General features: G+C 47.3%; 19 protein-coding genes. 12 read left to right on the top strand and 7 right to left on the bottom strand.

Annotated elements, in window-relative coordinates:
* Window positions 1–13: 13 nt before the first annotated feature.
* Complete coding sequence (locus tag CZ502_RS04960) at window positions 14–2926, bottom strand: LTA synthase family protein (RefSeq protein ID WP_076460136.1); 2913 nt, start codon at window positions 2924–2926, stop codon at window positions 14–16.
* A gap of 153 nt (window positions 2927–3079) precedes the next feature.
* Between CZ502_RS04960 and CZ502_RS04955 the strand changes: the two genes are divergently transcribed.
* From CZ502_RS04955 to CZ502_RS04935, 5 genes are all read left to right on the top strand, one after another.
* Window positions 3080–3586: a TetR/AcrR family transcriptional regulator gene (locus CZ502_RS04955; RefSeq protein WP_076460134.1), complete on the top strand. Its 507-nt coding sequence runs from the start codon at window positions 3080–3082 to the stop codon at window positions 3584–3586.
* 16 nt (window positions 3587–3602) lie between these two features.
* On the top strand, window positions 3603–4661 hold the full coding sequence (locus CZ502_RS04950; protein ID WP_076460133.1) for an ABC transporter permease: 1059 nt from the start codon (window positions 3603–3605) through the stop codon (window positions 4659–4661).
* Between the two features lie 12 nt (window positions 4662–4673).
* The gene (locus tag CZ502_RS04945; protein WP_076460131.1) at window positions 4674–5369 is read left to right on the top strand and encodes an ABC transporter ATP-binding protein; all 696 of its coding nucleotides are present in this window, start codon (window positions 4674–4676) and stop codon (window positions 5367–5369) included.
* An 88-nt stretch (window positions 5370–5457) separates the two neighbouring features.
* On the top strand, window positions 5458–7440 hold the full coding sequence (locus tag CZ502_RS04940) for an ABC transporter ATP-binding protein/permease (protein WP_076460129.1): 1983 nt from the start codon (window positions 5458–5460) through the stop codon (window positions 7438–7440).
* A gap of 124 nt (window positions 7441–7564) precedes the next feature.
* Window positions 7565–7801, top strand: a complete 237-nt coding sequence (locus CZ502_RS04935; protein WP_076460127.1) for a hypothetical protein — start codon at window positions 7565–7567, stop codon at window positions 7799–7801.
* A gap of 102 nt (window positions 7802–7903) precedes the next feature.
* Here CZ502_RS04935 and CZ502_RS04930 read toward each other — a convergent pair whose 3' ends face one another.
* Both CZ502_RS04930 and CZ502_RS04925 read right to left on the bottom strand, forming a co-directional pair.
* Window positions 7904–8221: an ArsR/SmtB family transcription factor gene (locus CZ502_RS04930; RefSeq protein WP_076460125.1), complete on the bottom strand. Its 318-nt coding sequence runs from the start codon at window positions 8219–8221 to the stop codon at window positions 7904–7906.
* A 166-nt stretch (window positions 8222–8387) separates the two neighbouring features.
* A complete protein-coding gene (locus CZ502_RS04925) occupies window positions 8388–10157 on the bottom strand; it encodes a LysM peptidoglycan-binding domain-containing protein (protein ID WP_076460123.1) in 1770 nt (589 codons plus the stop codon).
* A 418-nt stretch (window positions 10158–10575) separates the two neighbouring features.
* On the opposite strand from CZ502_RS04925, the gene CZ502_RS04920 reads away from it, so the two are divergent.
* Window positions 10576–11523 (top strand): LacI family DNA-binding transcriptional regulator, encoded by a 948-nt coding sequence (locus tag CZ502_RS04920; RefSeq protein WP_076460121.1) that lies wholly within the window; start codon window positions 10576–10578, stop codon window positions 11521–11523.
* A gap of 112 nt (window positions 11524–11635) precedes the next feature.
* On the opposite strand, the gene CZ502_RS04915 is transcribed toward CZ502_RS04920, so the two are convergent.
* Window positions 11636–11821, bottom strand: coding sequence for an LBP_cg2779 family protein (locus CZ502_RS04915; protein WP_076460119.1), 186 nt, complete (start codon window positions 11819–11821; stop codon window positions 11636–11638).
* 225 nt (window positions 11822–12046) lie between these two features.
* On the opposite strand from CZ502_RS04915, the gene CZ502_RS04910 reads away from it, so the two are divergent.
* The 3 genes from CZ502_RS04910 to hisS all read left to right on the top strand — a co-directional run bounded on the left by CZ502_RS04910 (window position 12047) and on the right by hisS (window position 15469).
* Window positions 12047–12667 (top strand): LVIS_2131 family protein, encoded by a 621-nt coding sequence (locus tag CZ502_RS04910; RefSeq protein WP_076460117.1) that lies wholly within the window; start codon window positions 12047–12049, stop codon window positions 12665–12667.
* 1 nt (window position 12668) lies between these two features.
* Window positions 12669–13871, top strand: a complete 1203-nt coding sequence (locus CZ502_RS04905; protein WP_076460115.1) for an MDR family MFS transporter — start codon at window positions 12669–12671, stop codon at window positions 13869–13871.
* A 320-nt stretch (window positions 13872–14191) separates the two neighbouring features.
* Window positions 14192–15469, top strand: a complete 1278-nt coding sequence (hisS, locus tag CZ502_RS04900) for a histidine--tRNA ligase (RefSeq protein WP_076460112.1) — start codon at window positions 14192–14194, stop codon at window positions 15467–15469.
* A gap of 94 nt (window positions 15470–15563) precedes the next feature.
* On the opposite strand, the gene CZ502_RS04895 is transcribed toward hisS, so the two are convergent.
* From CZ502_RS04895 to CZ502_RS04885, 3 genes are all read right to left on the bottom strand, one after another.
* Window positions 15564–16205, bottom strand: a complete 642-nt coding sequence (locus CZ502_RS04895; protein ID WP_076460109.1) for an NAD(P)H-hydrate epimerase — start codon at window positions 16203–16205, stop codon at window positions 15564–15566.
* A gap of 92 nt (window positions 16206–16297) precedes the next feature.
* A complete protein-coding gene (locus tag CZ502_RS04890; protein ID WP_076460106.1) occupies window positions 16298–16657 on the bottom strand; it encodes a hypothetical protein in 360 nt (119 codons plus the stop codon).
* Window positions 16658–16868: 211 nt separating this feature from the next.
* Window positions 16869–17165 (bottom strand): helix-turn-helix domain-containing protein, encoded by a 297-nt coding sequence (locus CZ502_RS04885; RefSeq protein ID WP_255372233.1) that lies wholly within the window; start codon window positions 17163–17165, stop codon window positions 16869–16871.
* A 357-nt stretch (window positions 17166–17522) separates the two neighbouring features.
* On the opposite strand from CZ502_RS04885, the gene CZ502_RS04880 reads away from it, so the two are divergent.
* The 3 genes from CZ502_RS04880 to CZ502_RS04870 are packed head-to-tail and all read left to right on the top strand — an operon-like array spanning window position 17523 to window position 22039.
* Window positions 17523–20300 (top strand): LPXTG cell wall anchor domain-containing protein, encoded by a 2778-nt coding sequence (locus CZ502_RS04880; protein ID WP_076460100.1) that lies wholly within the window; start codon window positions 17523–17525, stop codon window positions 20298–20300.
* Window positions 20301–20359: 59 nt separating this feature from the next.
* Window positions 20360–21001, top strand: coding sequence for a hypothetical protein (locus tag CZ502_RS04875; RefSeq protein ID WP_076460097.1), 642 nt, complete (start codon window positions 20360–20362; stop codon window positions 20999–21001).
* On the top strand, window positions 21002–22039 hold the full coding sequence (locus CZ502_RS04870) for an Lreu_0056 family protein (RefSeq protein ID WP_076460095.1): 1038 nt from the start codon (window positions 21002–21004) through the stop codon (window positions 22037–22039).
* Window positions 22040–22113: the final 74 nt, after the last annotated feature.

The following is a 22113-nucleotide window of genomic DNA, read 5'->3' as shown; positions in this document are numbered from 1 at the left end:
GGTGCTTTTTTGTTTATTTCATCATTTTATATTTGAGCAGGTACTGCCGACCAGCGGTTAGGTCATATTGAACTAACTGGTAGTCATGCCAAAGCTGCTTTTGCTTTTTCGATAATGACTTGTAAGAAACAACCTCGCCCTGCTGGTTAATGAACTCTGGGGCGGAGTTGTAGCTGTTGGTCCCATCGGTGTGCGTGCTGACGGCATAGGCCGGTAACTGGTGGAACAGCTGGGTAAGCAATGCCTGGTAAGGGGTCACTTTTGAATTAGTTTGTTCGGCTGCCATTGCAATGAAGTCGTTTGGGCCAACGTAGTTCGTTGATTTCGTCAGCTTCTTTGCCCCCTGCTTGCGGGCTGCCGGGTTGGAATAGATGAAATAGTCGGTCTCGTGGAGCTTTAACCCGTCCTTTTTCATGCTATTGCGGTAGATGCCTGGCAGGTGGTCGCCGTAAAAGACGAGGGTGATCGGCCGGTCGATGTTATCGATTTCCTTAATAAATTTGGCGACCGCCTTGTCGGTGTAGTGAATCCCGACGGCATAGTTTTCAACCTGGGCAGCGATTGTCCCGTTATCAGGAACGGTAGCGGTGAACTGGTCGAGGTGCTTGTACAATTGGTTGTACGGCAAGTGATTTTGCATCGTAACCAGGTTGATGAATTGCCCACCGGGATAACGTTTGAGCTGGTCAAGGGTGTTGGCGTAGGCCGTTTCGTCCGACAGGTAGGTGTTGTTGTCAATCTTATGTTGGTGCCGGATCGGGTGCTTCTTATTGCCAAGGTATGAGAAGGAGTTGAAACCAAATTTCGGGTAGTCAATCCCTCGGTCATAAAACTTCTTAGAGTAGGGGTGGATTGCCGCGGCATGGTTGAAACTTTGGACAATCGTTGGGTTATGTTTTAGGTACGGCACTAGCTGCGTGTATGGGGTTGAAAGGGTTTGGGCAAAATTACACATTGCGTACCCGGTCAACGTCATGTATTCCATGTTGGCTGTTCCGCCTCCGTAACCCGAACTGACCATCAGGCCTGAAGTGGTGTCTTGCTTGATCTTATCGATGTTGGGGATCGGGTTATTCTTTAACGAGACACCTGGGACCCGGTTAGGGTTGGCAAAACTCTCACTAAGGTTGAAGATAATCGTCTGCTCACTTAGCTTATTTGTCCGTCCCTTGTTGATTTGCGCGGCGACTTCTTGGTAGTGGTCGCTGATCCGCTTCATTTCTGCTGCTGAATAGCCACTTGGCTGGTTCATTATTGTGATGTCAACGTTGTTTAGGAACTGCACAAGGGGACCATTACGCCGTGCCCCGGCTGACTGGTGAATGAAGTGCGGAACATCTCCCCACCCACTGACAAAGGTTTGGAGGCGGGAATTGTGTTGGTTCCAGCCAAAGGAGCTGGCGAATACACAGACGGTGATAATTATCCAGCAGATCCGGTGCTTAGCAATCACCCGCTGACCAATAATTCGCTTTTCCAGGGCAAACATGGCGGCGACAAACAAGACGATGGTGATTACGCACTCCACAACCAGGCGGGGACTAACCATCCCGAGCAAGCTGTCTGCGTCAGCAATCATCGCTAGTTCAGACGGCAGGATCGGTTCGTTGCGGAAGGTCATCTTCTGAATATTAGCGATAATCCAGATGCCGTTGATGATAATGGTCGTCAGCAGTGCTACCCAGTAGCGATTTGTCAGCCCCTGGATGAACTTGAAAATCAGGAAGATCAAGAAGGTGTTAAACCATAACATTGATTGTTTGACGAACAGGGATGGTCGCCCCATCAGGTAAATTGATGCTAGTGCGAGCACGTAGCAGCAAAGCAGGGCGAGGATGGTCGGCCACTTAGTGAAGAGCCAGTGTTGAACTCGTTTTAGGTGGCTGGCCAGTTGCTTATCAACTGGTGCTGCTTGATCGACTGTCCAGAAGGCATCGACCTTTGCAGCGATTTCTAACCGTTGTTGCAGGCGGTTGTAAATTGCTGGCAATTTCCAAGCTAATGCGAGAATGATGATCCCCCAGCCGATTGCCCAGAGTAATTGTTCCCCCAGTTGTGTTGACTTGGCGGCGTTTTGGACGACAATCTTTTGGGTAACTGGGTTTTCCACGAAAATCGCCATGGTCAGCAACCAGTAATTGCGGTGGCGCTGGGCACTGACAAAGCGGTGGATATTCTTTTGCCAGAGTAAGAACAGGCCGAGGGCGGTGGCAACCATCGTGAGTGAGGCGGGGATTGTAAAACGGTTAGCAGTCTCTAAGGTACCGTGGGTGTAGTATGCGGCATCCGGCATGACCATCACAAGATAGCAGTTAACGATCAAGAAGCTTAGTGTCCACTTGTGGATGTTGAGCTTCTTTGCTTTTATCTGTGACCCAGCAACACCGAGCACCATCACTAATAGGTAGAAACTAATGGACTTCCCGTTGAGCAAGCCGAAAGGATCATGGCTAAAAAAGCTTGTAATTGCTAAGCAGACTAACGGGATCATCGCCCAGGTGAACGGTGCCTTAGCGATGACTGGCCGCAGGCGGGGCAATGCAAGGCTGGCAATGATCATTGCAGCAGCAAGGGGGACTGTATTGCCGGTGATCGGCAGGAGTGCATGATAGAAGTCATGGTAGATAAACCGGTTAAAGCCTAGCCAAACCACCAGGATGGTAAGCATCATTACCCCCACCGTGTACAGCCAGTACTTGATCGTCTGGGCAAGGCTCGCCGTTGTCCGGCTAAGCTGGTCGCCGACCACCATCGTGACGATGAGGGCGGCGATGATCGTCAAGCTGTGCGTTAGCTGGATGACCAGCATTTGCGAATTGAGGTGGTTGTAATTAGCGTACGGTAATTGCGGTGACCAAATTACTGCGTTAATTATCCATAGTAGAACAGTCCCGAGTAAAGGCCACGAAAGATGATGGCTTTTCATTGAAAAAACTCCTGTATTGCAAAGTTAACTAATTAAAGTATACCGCGAACAAAGTAAGATAACTAGTTTTACAGTTGACACGGTGTCACTTTTGGTGGTAAAGTTATGGCGAAGATTTGGTGACACGGTGTCACTTGGAAGTGAGGAGATAAAATGCCAAGTTCTACATTTGAAAACTTAAGTCCAGCAAAAAAACAGCATGTTACGACGGCTTTGTTGAATGAGTTTAGCCGGCATACCCTTGCAGACGCCCAAGTTGCGCGGATAGTAGCGGATGCTGGAATTGCCCGGGGAGCCTTTTATAAGTACTTTGCCGATCTGACGGATGCGTATAAATACTTGTACCGGACAGCAATTCAAGATATTCATGTGCCAATTACGCGTACTGACCACCTCCTTAGCGCGGCTGATTATGTCCAGCAGGTTCAAGAGTTCGTTACGGGGATCAACGGGAGCCCTTACCGCGACCTTATCCGGCTTCATTTTAAGACAAACGAGGGATTGGTAAATCGTCCACCAGTCGAAATTAAAATCCACAGTGCTCAGGAATGGGCAGTGATGGTCCTTATTCACGAGACGATTAAGGGGTGTCTTCTTGATCCAGCTAATGCTACAGCAGCGTTGGACCGGTTAAGAAAAGCTTTGCAAAAATTACTGTAATGGTAGGGGGATTATAATGTTTTTAGCATTAAAGGAAATGAAGCACGAAAAGCTTCACTATGGCTTGATTGTCGCCATGATTGTCTTAATCAGTTACCTGATGTTCTTTTTAATGGGGATGATGCTGGGCTTGCAGAATGAAAATGATGCAGCTGTCAAGGAATGGGGAACCGAAACGGTTTTCCTGAACAAAAATAGTAATGATAGTTTAGGCCAGTCACTGATTACAAAGGACCAGTTGCCAAGTACGGACCGTGATCACACGGCGCTTGTCGGTCAGACACCGGCGGTCATCAAGAGTAAGGGTGCTAGCAAGGAAAGTATCCAGTTCATCGGTCTTGATGATAAGCAATTTATTTCCCGGGAAAAGATTAAGTTGACGAGCGGACACCGGGCACGCAATAGTCATGAGGTAGTTGTCGATGAAGGCTTGAAGAAGTACGGCTACCAACTTGGCGATAAGGTGACCCTTAATTCCGGAAAGACAAAGTATAAGATCGTTGGCTTCGTTAATGATGCGAAGTACAGCGTTGCCTCGATTGTCTACGGTGACCTTCCTACTTGGCGGGAACTGCGGGGCTTAAACTCCCAGGCAGTTGCTAGCGGGGTCTTTTCTGACAAGGACCTTAACAAGAAGGATTACCCAAAGCTACAACACTACACTGCCGAGCAATTTATCAATAAGTTGCCGGGTTACTCAGCACAGAACAATACGTTCGCATTTATGATCGGCTTCTTAATGGTTATCTCGTTAATCGTCATTGCGGTCTTCCTTTACATCCTCACGATGCAAAAGATCAGCCACTACGCAGTAATGCGGGCACAAGGGATTCCAGCGCGGCACCTCGTTCTAGCGACGATTACCCAGTCAATTATGTTAATGGTTGGCGGTGTCCTTGGTGGACTTGTCTTGACGTTAGTTACGAAACTGGCGATTCCAATGTCAGTACCAGTTGTAATGAACTGGCCGTTAGTTGTCTTGATGGCTGCTGGTCTGATTATTCTCGGAATGGTCGGGGCATTATTACCAGTTCGGATGATTGTAAAGATTGACCCAGTGAAGGCGTTAAATTAGGGGGAATTAGCAATGGCAATGATGGAATTACGTAACATTAATAAGTACTATGGTGAAGGCATCAGCCGGGTTCACGTACTAAAGGATGTCAACTTTACGGCGGAGGCCGGGGTGATGAACTTAATTATCGGGCCATCTGGTTCGGGGAAGAGTACCTTCTTGACGATCGCCGGGGGGCTACAAACACCGACTGAAGGGGAAGTGTTGATCGACGGCGTTGACATTCGGCAAATGTCGCCAAAGAAAAAGGATAAGTTACGGTTAGAAAAAATTGGCTTTATCCTCCAGTCCTACAGTTTGTTGCCCTACCTTAATGTTGCCGAGCAATTTAAGCTCGTTGATAAGATTAAGAAGACGGGGAACCTTTCCGCTGACCAGCTTGACCAGTTAATGCAAGAATTAAAGATCAAGCAGTTACTAAAACAGTATCCGGGTGAACTATCCGGGGGACAAAACCAACGGGTAGCGATTGCCCGGGCGCTGTACACGAATCCCCAGATTGTCCTGGCGGATGAACCGACGGCGGCCCTTGATAGTGACCTGGTTAAGGTAGTTGGAAAGTTATTCCAGGACCTGGCAAAGAAGGAAAACAAGGCGGTAATTGTGGTAACGCACGACCTTCGGTTATGTGACTTTGCCGATAATATCTACGAATTGACTGATGGTAAACTAACGCTAAAGGATGATATTTCCCAGGCAATAGTATAAATAAATCTAAAGAAGAAGCTTGATATTAGCGACCGCCGGGTGGGATTGATATAATTATTAAAAATAAGTAAAAAACGGGGAGGATACGATGGCTTTTTTAGAATTAAAAAACATCCATAAGTCTTACTACCTGGATAAAGAGGAATTCCCGGTTTTGAAGGGAATTGACCTTCAATTTGAACGCAGCGAATTTATATCAATCCTTGGTGAATCCGGTGGCGGTAAGTCAACGCTGATGAACATCATTGGTGGGCTTGACCGGGACTTTACAGGTGAAGTATTAGTCAATGGGCAGCTGCTTGACCACCATAAGGAAAAACAGTTAGATAGCTATCGGCGGGCAACGGTTGGGTACATCTACCAGTCGTATAACCTGATCTCCCACCTTACAGTCCTGGATAATGTGCTCGTGGCCCTTGATATGACCACCCTCAATAAAGATGAACGGCGCGAGCGGGCTCTTAAGCTCCTCGACCAGGTTGGCTTGAGTGAACAGGTGAAAAAGCACCCGAACCACCTATCTGGTGGGCAAAAGCAACGGGTGGCAATCGCCCGGGCGCTAGCAAGTGACCCGCAGATAATCATTGCTGATGAGCCAACCGGGGCCCTAGATGCTGAAAACACAAAGGAAGTCCTGGCACTATTGGACAACATCGCCAAAGACGGTAAATTGGTGATTGCGGTTACCCACTCCCAAGAAGTTGCGGATAGTGGGACGCGGATTGTCCACCTGGCGGATGGGAAGATCGATGGTGATGAGCGCCTCCATCCTGCCTACCCGTTGCCGGAAACCCCAACCAAGATTACGCCGCAAGTCTTACCGGCCACAGCGAGTTACCGGACAGCATTTAAGCACCTGATGTATAATTTTTGGCGGAACTCATTGATTATGCTGGGGACGGCGATTGGGATTTTTGCCGTGCTCTTGTTCAGCGGCCTTGGCAACGGGATCAATGGTTATATCCAAGACCAGATTAACTCCCTGGCCAACCCCCGGTCGGTGACGGTTTTTAAGAACCCAACCGGGAAAAAGATGACCCAGGAACAGATTCAGTCATCAATGGGCCAGACGATGATGTCCAACCCGCAGACGATGATGATCAGTGAAAAGAATGTAAAACGGCTGGAAAAACTCGATGGGGTATCATCGGTCCAACAGGGAATCATGGTTAGTGCCTACCAGCTAAAGTACAAGGACACTAAGCAAAGCGGCACTTCGATGAATACGTGGACCAACGCGGTCACTGAAGATGCAATTAAGCAGGGGCATAAGCCAGGAAAGGATGAAATCCTGCTGACAAAGCAGCAGGCGATCCAGCTGACCAACGCAAAGGATTACAAGAAAATTGTCGGGAAGTCAGTCGAGTTGAACTTTAACTGGCTGGATAAGGATAATAATCCCGTTCCGGTCAATGCGAAATTTACGGTCTCCGGGATCGCCGATGGGCCGAGTGCAGTGACGTCCATCAGCTACCAGACGATGAAGAAGATCTTGCGGGCCGCTAATGCAACGACCCAGGCCAACTTCGTGACGGTCTATGCGAAGAACCTGGAGGGCGTGCAAGGGGTTAGTGATAAGATCAATAACTTGCGCGACCAAAACGGTAAACGGATCCTGAGTTCGATTACCGTTGGGTCGGTGCTTAAGACGGTTAATACTTACGTTAGTTTAGCCTCGACCGTTCTCGCCGCAATTGCGGGAATCTCGCTCTTGGTTTCCGCCTTGATGATTATCGTGACGATGTACATGTCGGTTTCCGAACGGACAAAGGAAATTGGGATCCTGCGGGCGCTTGGTGAGCGGAAGAAAGATATTCGCCGCCTGTTTACGTCGGAATCAGTCTTCATCGGGCTGTTTTCCGCGGTATTGGCGCTGGTGATCGTCGCAATTACGACCGCCGCCATTAACCACGCCCTATACGGGTTGATTAAGTACAACATTGTTCAAATAACAGCAGGGAACGTAATCTTTGCAATCGTAATTGCAATTGTGATTTCGTTCATCGCCGCCCTGTTACCAGCCCGGCGCGCTGCAAAGTTGAATCCAATCGATGCCCTAGCGGCAGACTAACTAAAAAGCCCTTATTGGCCAGGACGGTCAATAAGGGCTTTTTTGGCGGATTAATTCGCTGATAACTAAAAATATTTTTGGTGTACCAAAAAAGAGCGGTATAATAAAAGTGGAGGTGTTAAAAGTGACAACTGTTTATGTTCACAATAATAATCAATCACAGACAATAAAGTGTTCCGATGGCAGCCAGGGCGTCATGCGGATCCATAATGATGATGTTGCACCGCACTATGACTTTAAATTTTATGGGCATGCCCACCTAGGCTTCTGGCTTGATCAGGACCAATTCCACGATGGGGAGGCCGTAGTCGTCAAGGGAGTCTTGGATTGCGATGACTTCCAACTCCACTTTGTTAAGTAAGCAAGAAGGACGCTTAGAAATCGCCACTAAACTATCTTAGTGTGTATTTCTAAACGTCCTTCTTTTTGTTAAACAATTGGGGGAACCCAATTAATATTCACATTAAATAATCTTTTCAGCATGACTTAAAACATCGGCAATTAAAGTCATGACCTGTGGATCCTCCAGATGGTAGATCACGGTCTTCCCCTCGCGCCGTTGTTGTACTAGGTTATATTTGCGCAATAGTTGCAGTTGGTGAGAAACCCCCGATTGTTCCCAATTCAACTTCATACTAATTTCTGATACGCTCATCGAATGCTGGATGAGCAAGTAAAGCAACTGTAATCGCTTGGGATTACCAAGCAGCTTAAATAATTGACTGATCTTGTTCACATTTGGAATATCAGTCGTCCGACGGTTTACCACAATAAATACCACTTACTTTCTTTAAACTCCCTAGTTGTAGCTCGTGAATATTAATAATAAACTGCTTACTTCTATTCTAAACCAAATTATGACCTATTTAAAACAAAAAAAGCAAAAAGTAGGTAAATCTCACCTACTTTTGCTTTAATTTAATATTAAATTAATTATCCGCTAGTAACTAGAGTGAAAGGTGTTGACCAACGAAAATTGTGTATGGACTTTGCAGGTTGTTCTTTGCTGCGATTGTCCGCCAGTTGAGGCCGTGGTAGGCAGCGATCTTTGATAAGTTGTCGCCGCTTTGCACAACGTAGGTGCCCCGGTTAGTGGCCTTCGAAACACTTGGCCGGTAGCTAGTTGACTGAACACTGCTGGTGGCCGTTCCACTAACTTGCAATTGTTGACCAACCCGGATCAAGTTCGGGTTAGCGATGTGGTTGGTAGCCGCAAGGGTTGCGGTCGTCGTGTTAAATTCGTGGGCGATGCCAGAAAGGGTGTCACCGCTCTTCACAGTATAAGTCTTCGCACTGCTTACCTGGTGGCTAGTACTAGTGTTGTTTGTCGTCTTAGCAGTTTCTTGCTTAGTTGACTCTTGCTTAGCAGCAGGAGTTGCAACTTGGTTAGTCGCCTGACGAACAGTTAGTACTTGACCAACCCGGATTAAGTTCGGGTTAGCGATGTGGTTAGTAGTGGCAAGCTTTGCAGTCGTCGTGTTAAATTCGTGGGCGATGCCAGAAAGGGTGTCGCCACGCTTGACGGTGTAAGTCTCAGCAGCCGTGTTAGTAGCGGCCGTTTCTTGCTTAGCAGCACTTGAGTTTGCCTGGTGGTTGTTGCTGGTTGCGGCAGTTTGTGGTTGCCGAACGAGCAAGCGTTGACCAACGTAAATCCGGTTAACGTTGTGGATGTCGTTTAAGGCTGCCAACTTATTAACAGTCGTGCTGAAGTTGTTGGCAATCCGTGACAGGGTATCGCCGCCCTTAACTGTGTAGTAACCAGTGTTGGAAACAGTGTAGTTGGTTGCTGGAGTTTGGGCGTTGTCGTTCCGTTTGTTAACGATTGCCTTGCCTGACAGGGCAACGGCATCCAGTTGGTTCAAGTTGTAGGTTTGAACAAATTTGATCAATGTCCGCGCATAACTAGGGTCAGTAGCGTAACCATCTTGTTGAAGCTTTCTTGCTACTGAAGCATAGTTGGTGTCACCAAGTAAGTTGGCGTAACGACGGTTAACCGCTAGGAAGCGACCGTGGTCCGCAACTGATTCTGAGTTGTTGGCGTACTTCCGGAAGTTGGCGTTAACGTAGACGCTCCGGCCACCGTAAACTTCCCGTGTCCGCATTGTCACAGAGTTACCGTTGTATGACCCCTTAATCCCGAAAAGGTTGTGGGCGCTGGTAGCAAGGCCTGACCGTCCCCAACCACTTTCAACGATTGCTTGGGCGACCGTGATTGATGGCAATACCCGGTATTGGTTCCAGCCATCAATTGCCCCTTGCGCAACACTTTGGATAAATTGTTGTTGGTGAGCGCCGTTGCTGAAGTGGAGTGTGCTTAGGTCAGTGGTTTCTTGTGGGGCTGCTTCATTAGCCTTGGGTGCAGCTGGAGTAGCTTGCTTTTGCGGAGCAGGGGCAGCGGATTCAGCTGCTTGACTATCGCTGGCACTTGCAGCAGTGCTTGCTGATGCAGCGGCACTGTTAGTATCAACAGCGGAAGAAGCGGGAGCGGCAGTGCTGCTATCAGCTGTGCTTTGACTGGTAGCGTCACTGGAAGTAGAAGTGGCATTTGAGTTAGTAGCAACTACTGGTTGTGCTTGTGTCGCGTTATTATCAGCGTGGGCGACAACCCCAGTAGTGGTTAACAATGTAACAGCAGTCAACCCAGCGAACATCCATTTCTTCCCGCTCTTGTACATCTTGAAATGGGTGGATGGGTCAATATTGGTTGGACGATTCATTGGCAGAGACTCCTTTGACTAGTTTAAAATTCTTAAACAGCATACGCTAAAGTGGCTTATTAATCATTTATTAAATTAAAATGCTAAGGAAAAGCAAAAAAGTTTAAGAAGTTCTAAAGATTTTAACTATTAATAACCTAGCATTAAATCCCCCATGCGTCAATTGAAATAAAGTGTAAATTCCCGCGATTGCATTTAAAACGGCTGTTCAGAATATTATAAAGTCAATATTTGGCCGTATTTATTACGGGACTTTATCAATTGAAAAACATTTAAAACAAATGATAAGCCAAACATATATAATTATAGTGCATTTTTACCTGCTGTAAATTGACTTTGAAAATAAACTTCACCACTTGTTCGCTATTTAAGCTATAATAAGGTAGTTTAACGATTTTAATGATAAGGGAGTATTGAAATGGTAGCTAAGTTAAAAGATGTTGCTCAGCTAGCCGGCGTTTCCGTGACGACGGTGTCGCGGGTAATAAATAGTTACGGTTCATTAAGCCAAAAGACAATCGATAAAGTTCATGCGGCAATGCGTGAACTAAATTACCAGCCAAACGCGCTTGCGCGAGCAATGCAGGGAAAGCCATCGAAGTTTATCGGCCTGATCTTTCCTAATTTAACTAACCCATTTTTCGCCGAGCTGGCTAACGAACTCGAACACCAACTGTTCAAACAGGGGTACAAGACGATTATCGCGTCGTCTGCAGAAAACCCGGAGATCGAACACGAATACTTGAGTATGCTCCTGGCCAACCAGGTCGACGGGATCATCTCCAGTTCACACAACCTCGATATTGAAGAATACCACCAGATTAGCGCGCCGATCGTGTCCTTTGACCGGTACTTAGCCGATGACATTCCGATTGTCCAAGCGGATAGTTACCAGGGAGGCCAATTAGCCGCCAAGTACTTGGTCGACCACCAGGTAAAGCGCTTAGCGGTAATTGTGGATGAAGATACCTCTGCTTCCCCAACGATCAACCGGATACAGGGGGCGTTGGACTACCTGACAAAGCAGGGACGGAGTTTTGAACCCTTGGCATTGCAGGATTTGGACTTTGCGGCGACCTTCCCGGGGAAATACGATGGGGTCTTAGCGTCGAATGATGTTCAAGCATTGACCATTTATAACCTCTACCGGCAGGCCGGGCAGATGGTGAATAAGGACTTCTTTATCACCGGCTATGATGGTTCCCAGTTAATTAGACGGATTGCCCCGTTCTTGCCGACGGTCATCCAGCCGATCCCGGCACTCGCCCAGGAACTGATTGCGACCTTGATGAAGCGGGTTGAGTCGCCGAAGGAAAAGGTGACGCCAGCCCTAATCCCAATTAAATTTCACCAACCACAAGCATAAAAAACGCGGTAGACGAGAAATCTTCGTCTGCCGCGTTTTTATTTTTACCAATCCCTGCTAGTCAGCGGGGAGTTTTTAGCGTTATCAATCGTCGCCCGTTAATAATGAGTCGTTACTTGCTTTGCATGAACCGTTGCAGCAATTCGACTTCTTCTGCGGTGGCTGCAGAATTTGATGACTTAATATCATGGATCCGCTCAACAGAGAGGTGGCTACCGAAAGCAACCTCGTTATCGTTTAAGTCTTTTTCACGCTCGAAATTAATCAATTCTTGAGCAAGTTCACTCAAATTGTCCATGAATAAATTCCTCCTTAGTGAATCTATCGTGAATTAATATTTCCCTTATGTCTTATTTTAGATCAAGACACAGAATCTTACCAAAATTTAGTTTAGCACAGTTTGCACTTTATCCCACCATTTAATTCTTAAATTTCACTGTTTGTTCATCGAATTTGACGACAAGCGCGGGATTTTGTGTGATAATCAGAGTATACATTTAAGAGAATGGAGTATTAATGAATTATGAGTTGGAATTGGTTAGGATGGCTGTCATGGGTTTGTGCAGTCCTCTTCTTCTGTTATGTGATCCATTATATCCGGGTGCACCAGTTAATGCTGATTGCGAAGACAAAGAAGGTCTTTGATACCAAGCTAGTCATTCGTTATATCGTCTTGCTGGTAATCTCGCTGCTCTGGCTAGGGGCGATGATGTACTTGACCTTTTTCCGGCCAGTCGACATCAATAACCACCAGGAGACCCGGACGACAACGACTTACCAGGCCCTGCAGATGAGTAATAAAGCTGATGATTACTACTATGTGCTAGCCACCCGGAGTAAGAGTGGTAACCACCCGGTTATTTCATACACATACTGGGCAGGTAATAACAAGTATACGACTAATTCCCGCTTTGGGTCTGTATCTGACGGCCCGCGGATCATTAGTCTGGACGCTAGTGTCCTGCCGTGGGACAAGAAGCAGCTGGCAAAAGAAGACGCCCGGACGGGGAGTGCCTTCGCCGCGGTGATGAATGTCCACTACAAGAATACGGTGATTAACGGACTGGGGTTAAAGGCCAATCACAATGCGGCTACCTACACTTTAATCCGGGTTCCATCATCGGACATGGTTGCGGAACGGTAAAATGAGTCGCAAACAAACAACAGTTAAATTAAAGTGGGTCGCCCTCGCAAGCTTGCTCAATAATACCGGGGCGGCTTTTTTGTGGCCGTTGACGACGATGTACTTGCACAACTACCTCGGTCAGAGCCTGACGACGGCGGGGATGGTCATGCTGGTAATGTCGGTTTCGATGATGAGTGGTAATTACCTTGGGGGATGGCTATTTGACCACTGGAAGCAGTATGAGACGGCCCTCTTAGGGGTTAGTTTATCGACAATTGCCATCTTTTTACTGATCTTTATCCATGGCTGGCCCTGGTATGCGGTCTTGATCACGATCAATAGCTTTGGGGACGGGATCAACGCAACGATCGTCAATTCCTACGGGGCGATGGTTAGCGACCACCCGTCACGCTACGTGTTCAATTATATCTACATGGCATTTAACGTCGGGGTCGTCATCGGGACCCTCCTTGTCGGTGTTCTCTTGCCGATTAGCGTGGTGGTTGTCTTTGCCGTTGCCACAATCTTTTATGTCTTGTTGACGGTTTTGGTAGTCGGAACTTTCAATATTGCTGGTGACGTGATGAAGGATAAGACGGCCGCTAAGCAGGTGCAGAAAGTTCCCGCCCAGTTGCACCGTCGCTGGATAATTCTAATCTGGTTCATCCTCTTAAACTACGCCACCATCCACCTTAGCTACTCGCTGTGGGAGAGTGTGATGGCAGTCCACATGACCAATATGGGCATCCCGTTTTATGCTTACAGTATGCTCTGGACGCTCAACGGGGTGCTGATCATTGTCGGCCAGCCACTGGTTAATAAGCTCAGCCCATACATGCGCTTGTCGACCCAGATTATCATTGGGATTTTTATCTTTGCCTCGTCCTTCTTCTTCCTGATCTTTGCGCGCAGCCTGGTGGCGTTTGCCCTTGACTTCGTCTTGCTGACGATTGGGGAGATGACCAGTTTTGCCGGCCTGCCAGCCTGGATCACCCAGCTGACAAACGTTGATGAGGCCGGTCATTACCAGGGATTGTTGAATATCATGATGTCGATTGGGCGGGCGATCGGGCCCCTGTACGGTGGGTATGTGATCGAACAGGGGAGCTACCCGGACCTCTTCTTGTCCGTCTTTGCGATGATGGTCGTCACCCTGCTGATTGTCTGCGCCTACCTGTGGCACATCCGCCGGGTGCAAAAGCGGCTTAATTTAGATAAATAATACCCAAAATAAACAAGCTATGGTAAAATCACTAATGAAATATGTAAAGCATTAACGTAGAAACAAAGTAGCTGCGTAAGCGACAGGGAGCCAGGGATACTGAGACCTGGCAGCAGTTATGAAACACCTCTACCAGTTGAACGGGTGAAGTTAGTAGCCCGTTTCGGATGACCCGTTATCGTCACGAAGTTAAGATACTTCATGAGGCAGTGGCTGTGAGGTCACTGTAAATAGAGGTGGAACAGTGATTAAAATCGCCCTCTAAGGCTAATGGCCTTAGGGGGCTTTGTTTTTATGCAATGAAAGGGGAATTTCTAAAAATGGATTATCAAAAGCCAAAGGGAACTGCGGATATCTTACCAGGAACGACTAGCCTGTGGGAAAAGGTAGAACAAAACGCGCGGGAAGTCTTTAACCAGTTCGGTTACCGGGGCATCCGGACACCGATGTTTGAAGACTACAATGTTTTCTCCCGCAATGTCGGGGACACGTCAGACATCGTGGAAAAGGAAATGTACGACTTCCATGATAAGGGTGACCGCCACATCGCCTTACGACCAGAAGGGACTGCCGGGGTGGTCCGCGCCTACGTCGAAAACAAGCTCTACGGTCCGGAATATCCAAAGCCATACAAGGTCTACTACATGGGGCCAATGTTCCGCTACGAACGGCCACAATCAGGGCGGCAACGGGAATTTCACCAAATTGGGGTGGAAGCATTAAACAATGAGTCGCCACAAATTGACGTAGAAGTTATCTCGATGGCGATGGCCCTCTTCAAGAAGTTTGGGGTGCCCAATGTTAAGTTAGTCATCAATACCTTAGGGGACAAGCAGGTTCGCGAAGACTACCGTGACGCCCTGATCAACTACTTGAAGCCCCACTACGATGAATTGAGCAAGGACTCCCAGGAGCGGCTTTACAAGAACCCCCTCCGGGTCCTCGATAGTAAGGACGAAGGTGACAAGAAGATTGTCGCTGAAGCACCGTCAATTTTAGACTACCTTGACGATGAATCCCAAGCCTACTTTGATGAAGTGCAAGCCCTGTTAAAGAAGTTGGGGATTGATTACGAGATTGACACCAACATGGTGCGGGGCCTTGACTACTACAACCACACGATTTTTGAAATCATGTCGGATTCACCAGTCTTCGGTGGCGGCTTTACCACTGTCTGTGCTGGTGGACGGTACAACGGCTTGATCAAGCAACTCGGTGGTCCCGAAGAAGGTGGGATCGGCTTTGGAATGGGGGTCGAACGGTTAATGCTCCTGCTCCAGGAAGAAAACCCAGCATTTGCCCCGCAGGACCAATTAGATATCTTCTTTGCGAGTGCTGATGACCAGGGTGACGAAGTGGCCTTCGAACTGCTCAACAAGGTGCGGGAACAAGGAATCGTCGCCGATAAGGATTACAGCGGGATCAAGGTCGGTAAGCAGATTAAGGAAGCCTTCCGCCGTAATGCCAAGTACTTTGCGGTCTTTGGCTCCCGGGAAGCTGAAGAGGGCCAGTTCCAGTTAAAAAACGCGGCCACGAAGGACACGGTCGATGTGCAGGTAGCTGACTTTGCTGCCGATCCGGCTAAGTATCTGAAATAGTAAGTAGCTAGTGGGTTAAAAATATGCAATTAAAAATAGCTCCCAGTATCTGTTAAGGCAGATGTTGGGGGCTATTTATTTAGGATCTTTAATTTTAATCGTCAACGGCGTAAGTGCCCATATCATTAGCGATGACCACCCGTCCGGCATGCTCACTCCCGCTAGCCGTGGTCAAGCCGACCTTATTAAAGGCAAAGGTAACGGTGGCGGTGGCCTTGACGGCGACGCCCATTACTTCGCCGGTATCGGTGTTGATCCCTGACGGCATATCAACGGCGACAACAACGGCATCGGTATCATTGATTGCCGTGATTGCGTCAGCGTAACTCCCCGTGACCGGGCGATCGATCCCGATGCCGAACATCGCATCGACAATCAAGGTTGCTTTCTTGAGCACACTGCGATCAGTAGTTTCTGGAATCTGATAGTATTGGCAAATCTTTTCTTGCACCTGGTGTTCATCAGAAGCGTGCGCAAGGTTGCCGACGTTTAAAATCGTTACCCGGACACCAGCGATGTGGAGGAGGCGGGCAATGTCTAGGCCGTCGCCACCGTTGTTGCCGCTACCGGCAACAACGACCACGTGCTTCAGGTTGAGTGGAAAGGCGTGAAGGATTTCGTCCCGGACAGCCAACGCAGCCCGCTCCATCAAGACGAGGGAGGGGATACCGATTGTGTTGATCGTATATGAGTCGTAGTGGCGCATCTGTTCAGCGGTGATTGCTTTTTCTTCCATATAATAGGACCTCCTTAGATTTTATCTCTAATGTATCACTTTTTGCGGAATGGAGGGGGAGAAAAAAGCCCCTCATTGAGGAGCCGTTGATGTTAGCTTATCGACCATGGGTTCGGAATACGTCCCGTGGCAATAAAGTAGTCGGTGAAGAGGGCGATTAATGGCGAAGAAACGTGGGCGATCTGCTGGCTGGTGGGGGTGGTGATCGTTAGGGATAGATTAACGGTCGGCAGCTCATTTTCGAGGAGGGTTATTTTCCAGCGAAAGTAGTAGCAGGCTTCTTCTGGTAATTGTTCAAGGAGGATGGCGTCTTCGCAAACTGCCGCAAAGTCGAGGCTACGTTGCCGAAGGAGGGGTAAATTATTGCGGAGGTCGGCTGTACTTAGTTGTTCCTGCGCTTGTTGCAGTAGCTTGGGCATGATTGTCATTACTTCTGTTTGTTTTAGTATCATTAGAATTACTCCTTTTTGGGTAGATTTGTTCAAAAATCAGCCCGCGCTGTAAAGCGCGCCAAAACAACGGACCGCAGGAGAAACGAAAAGAAGCATTAGCAGAATAACGGACTAACTTGTGCCAGCCGCCAAGCCCTCGTGGCTTGGCGGCTGGCAATTTTTCCTTTTAAACTGCAACCGGGACTGGCAAAGCTTTTTTTGCCAGTCCCGTTTAATTGTTATATTTGATTATCTTTAAAAATAAATCTGCGAGAATTTCACCCTGGTCCATGTGCTTGAGGACAAAGTTGAGGTGATCGGCCTTCGAATGGGTCTTCGGTGGAGTGTAGGTATCTTGCACGAGGTCCGTTAAATTAACCTGTAATGCATCTGCAATTTTTGCTAAAGAATGAATACTGATGTTTTGGTCACCAGTGCGTTCTATTCGCGAAATAAAATTAACTGATAAACCACTTGCTTCAGCCAGCTTTTCTTGTGTAACCCCTAATCTCTTTCGTGCTACTCTAATATTTTCACCAACGTTAGTGATAATCAGCCACCTTCTTTCTATCTAAAGGTAACTGAAAATTTTAATTTATATAATGCAATATATAAACAGTTTAAACTACCAATTAAAATGAATATAGAAATATGTGCAGATAGTAATTGGATATCAGCTGATAGCAGCAAAGTGTCTTAACTTGCAAAATAAATTTTTTATTGCGGATTACGAAAACTGATTAAGGAAGTGTTTTTGACTGGAACTACTTGATAAATAACAAAAATAATAAATTGACAAGTGTGCATATAGTGATATTTTTAAAAAGGATTTTTGTAACTTTATTTAGGGAGATAAGCTTAATAACTATCTAGGGGGAATTTTAAAATGAATAAAATGCACAAGCAAGCTTTAACCACTTCTGCTGTCCTTGCAGGGGTATTGATCGGGGCTGGCACCACGGAGACGGCGCATGCCGATGAGGCCGTTAGTGATCAACAACAAGCAACGGTATCGCCGGAAGGGCAGTATGCGAATGAGCAAAGCAGTGCGCAGCAACAGTTAGCCAGCTTGCAACAGCAAAACCAGGCCAAGGAAAACGACCTGCGCCAACAAAATACGCAAGCTAATGATAAGGACGCAGCAACGGTCCAGCAAAAGGTCACGACAATTAATGAGCGGGTAGCGAGTGCGAATAAGGCTGACCAGGACAAGGTTAACCAGCAGGTAGCGCAGAAACAAGCCACCGTGACGGCAGGGGCAAATGAGCAGATTAAAGCGGAAAATACTGCTTACCAGCAAAGCAAGCAAAAGCAGCTATCGGCAAATGACCAGGCGGTGAAAGCACAAGAAGCAAGTTATAGCCAGGCCTTAGCCAATGCCGCCAAGATGATCGTAACGCCTGCCCAAAAGGCCGCCCAAGTTTCCGCTGCCCAAGCCGACCAAAAGAAGGCTGAACAAGGCGTTACTGACCAGTTCAACCATACGATCGCTTCGGCTAAGACTGCCCATGACACCGCCGTGAGCCAAGCTACAACTAAGCGTGACCAAGACAACCAACACGCTGATGCCTTGAAGCAACAAGACTTAAAGAACCAACAAGCTCAAAACGCTAAGGCCTTGGCTGCGGCTAAGCAAGCTTACGACCAAGCTGTTGCTAACGCGCCCCGGATTAACACCGCCGTTAAGCCCGCTACACCGGCGGGGGGAGATCAATTGACCTCATATGGAAAGGGATTATCTCAAGACACCGACACCGGTGACAATGGCCAATCAATGCACCCAGAAGTATCACTTGGAACTTGGTACAACACGGCTTCAGATCTGGACCTTTTTAAGGACAAGACGAATTTAGTCACTGACGAAAACCAACTGCCATTAGACTTTAAGCTCGGGCTCTTAGCCTATGACCCAGCTCAAGATCATTCTGAAAAGATCAATGGCGACTTAACTAACGAGCAAAAGCAACGCCTTAACGACCTTTCCAACCAATGGATGAACGACATGCGTCACCGCGTTTGGGAACAAATGAAGATCCAAAACACGATGGCTGACGCACATGTCGATGGTTACTCCAGTTTAATCGACCCAATGGAAGCCATGACTGTTGGTGAAATGGCACCAAAGAGCCAATTGCAAGACTTGATTACACCAAAGAACTATTGGAATCACGTATCAACGCTAATTGGTACTACCCGTGAACAGCACCACAACCATTACGAACACTCCATGGAAAATGCCAAGGATGGTGCAGGATACGACGATGACGGTGGAAGCTTCTATGACGAAATTCGTATGTTTAGCGGACAAGATAGTGCAGCCATGACGTGGGACGCGCCTATAATTGATGCCGCCGGAGAAAACTTATACACCGTCGAAGGTAATACCATGCTTGAAATGGAAGTCAACCTCTACAACCGGATGCAATCCATGCTCTGGGGTGAATTCTACTCCAGCTTCTCTAAAAATGACCAAGCACCGCACCTTGGCGGTCACCTTGCAAACGTCATTAACCCGCACTTTAAGCTCGTTGGCATGGCCTTCCAAAACGCTAAGACCGACCCCGACTTCTTCGTCGAAAACACTGGGTCGGACAACCAAAACGAAACCTTCTACTATATTACCTGGGACTTCGCTGGTGACTACGAAGATTACACCACTAAGGAATACGAGGATACCTTTGCACAAGACGATGAATTTTTCCCCGAATGGGAAAAGGGGCTTGTTAATACTGGTGTCATTGCAAAAATTAAGTCAACGCAAACCCCAAGCTACAAGCCGGACTTAAATGCACCGGCCGTTAAGCAGGCGCAAGCCCACGTCGATCAGGTTAAGGCTGATGGTCAAAAGGCGGTTGACACGATCAACGCGAAGGATTACCACGCCGATATCCTCGCGACGTACGACGCTACGATCAAGCGGGTCAACGACGAATACACGAAGCAGGTTAATGCCGCTACTAAGGACCGCGACACGCAATTACAAACAATCAAGGACCAGTTTGCTAAGAAGATCGCTGACATCAAGGCCCAGCCAGAGTCGCTTGCTGCCTTGGAGCAACAACTTTCTGCTAAGTTGGCAGCAGTGAAGGCAGACGGCCAGGCTAAGCTCAACGCCTTGCAGACGGCGCACGATGCAAAATTGGCCGCAATCAATAAGGCGGCCGCAGACGAAGTCGCAGCATTTAAGGCGCAGCTTGAACAGGCAGCCCAGGGTGCTAATGACCACCGGCAAGCAGAAGCAAAGACGCAAATTGCTAAGTTGACCGCTGATCATGATGTATTCGTTAAGGCGAATAACGATAAGTTAGCCGCACTGCTAGCTAGTGATCGCGCCGCTTATGATCAGTTGAAGAATAAGCTAGATGCCGACTTAGCGGCATTGCACACAAAGCTATTCCCTCAACAGGCTGGTGTCGCTAAGAATGGGCAGGCAGTGGTTAGCGGGAAGACCAATACGTTAGTGTTAACGGAAAATGGCATGGCCACTAGCAAGGGCGCCACGGCGGTATTGCCGATTCACCGCAGTCAGGGCACAACTAGTGACGGCGCTGTAAAGCAGGCTCGCCTGCCACAGACGGGGAGCAGCACATCCGCCGCCGCACTAGCACTCGGTGCAGTTTCAGCAATGTTTGGCCTTGGTTTGATGAAGAAACGGGAGTATTAAATTGATAAGGATGCTGTGAAGAGCAGCATCTTTTTTATGGTTAACAAAAAGGAGAGTTTATGAATAATAAAGTTACTCAAGCTTTAATAAATAATGAAGAAATTAGCTGGGTTATACAAGTGATAGAATTATTTAATAAAGCTTGGATTCAAAAGCAAATGTTAAAAATAATGCTGTTAGTATTAATTGAAATAATAATCTTATTAATTATTTATATTGTAAAATTGGATGTCTTAATAACAATAATAGGGATGGTTCTTTTAGGAGCTATGTACTATCTAATAGGGGCTAAAGTTTTTTCGAATAAAGAATATGTTCTTGAGGAAGAACTATTAGTTCAAAAACTACAGAAATCCGTAAAATGTTATGCTTTATACAATAATTTATCACCCTACACAGCATTTTTAATAGCATATGGTTTAGAATATCTGATTAATGAAAAGAAGAACAAACAAGAAAATTACTGGAAATATATAGTACCGGCAACGCCTTTGTTGACCTTATGTACTAACCTATTTGTTTCAAATATCAGTAATACTGGGTACGCATTAGGAGTTGCAATGACTGTGATAATCGTTATTATTAATTACTTTTATAGTAATCGGCCTAATCAGAAACTTAAATCGTACAAAATAATTTCACAATGTCTCTTAGATTATGCTATTGTAAGGAGTGATGCAAAACGATTAGGGAGCAATTAAATGAAAAAATTAGCATTAGGGATTGCGATCCCGCTAGCAGCTTTGACGCTAGCGGCTTGTGGCAATCGGAATAGTCAGCAAAATAATTCACAGACTAGCGTCAGCAGTTCGCAGGTCGCCACTTCGGGGAGTACGGCTGACCAGAATCAGGCAGCGGGGAATTTAAGCAGTCTTGACGCTGACAAGCTAACGCCATCACAGACGGCGGCCCTTGTTCTTTACTATGGGGATGCGCATATGCCGGGTGCCGACAGCAATGATTACTCTGCCAACATGGCGAAGAGCGGACAGGGCGCGACCGTTAAGATTTACGAAAAAGATAGTGTGCCGAAGGGGGATGGGCCGCTGTATAAGACCTATCCTGATGGGGCGGAATTATTGTATTCAGTTAAGCTTACCGGCGACTCGAGTAATAAGGGTGACCGCCTAAACTCAATTTACTACACGATTGCTGGCGATAAGATTTACTTTGCCGATAGTGATGCCGGAATCCGGGCTGACGGGGTAACGCCTGCTGAAATGGTCGCCTACGCAAAGGAGCATCATGGCGTAAGCCGGGTCAACAATGTGGCGCAAAACACCAAGATTATTGATTTGCGGGGAGAAACCTCGGCTAATTCATCTTCAGCAAGCAATCACAGCAGCCAAAATTTAACTACCCAGCAGTTGGGGACGCTGGTCGCCTTATATAAGGCCCCGGACTGGTTTAAACGGGGTATTGATGGTGGCCTTTACTATGAGGATTCTGCCGACAGTGACTTCGGAGATCTCCAGGGTTATAGCTATATTACGGCCAACGGGGACCCGACGAGCTTTATCTACTTTAAGCGCAACGGTAATGACGTCACGGTAAAGATGGTTGAGCCGCAAGGAGATCAGTCGGTAGCGGAAGCCCCGGTAGTTACCAAGCACATTACGGTTTCGGGGCTGATTCGTGACTACTACACCAGCCAGGCACAAAAAGATGAAGTGAACGGCTACGCGAATAAGTTGAAGCCGGAATCGGCCTACCGCGAGTCGATTGCAAATAATGATTAAAATAAAATAATTGGAGCTCAGTTGGCTAGCTGAGCTTTTTTGTGGTCAAAAAAGTGCATTTTGCGTCTTTTTAC

This window comes from Limosilactobacillus caccae, from assembly GCF_900156885.1.
In the GTDB taxonomy this organism is placed as follows: domain Bacteria; phylum Bacillota; class Bacilli; order Lactobacillales; family Lactobacillaceae; genus Limosilactobacillus; species Limosilactobacillus caccae.
Note: the sequence above shows the minus strand (reverse complement) of the source record. Positions and strands in the feature narration are given on the sequence as shown.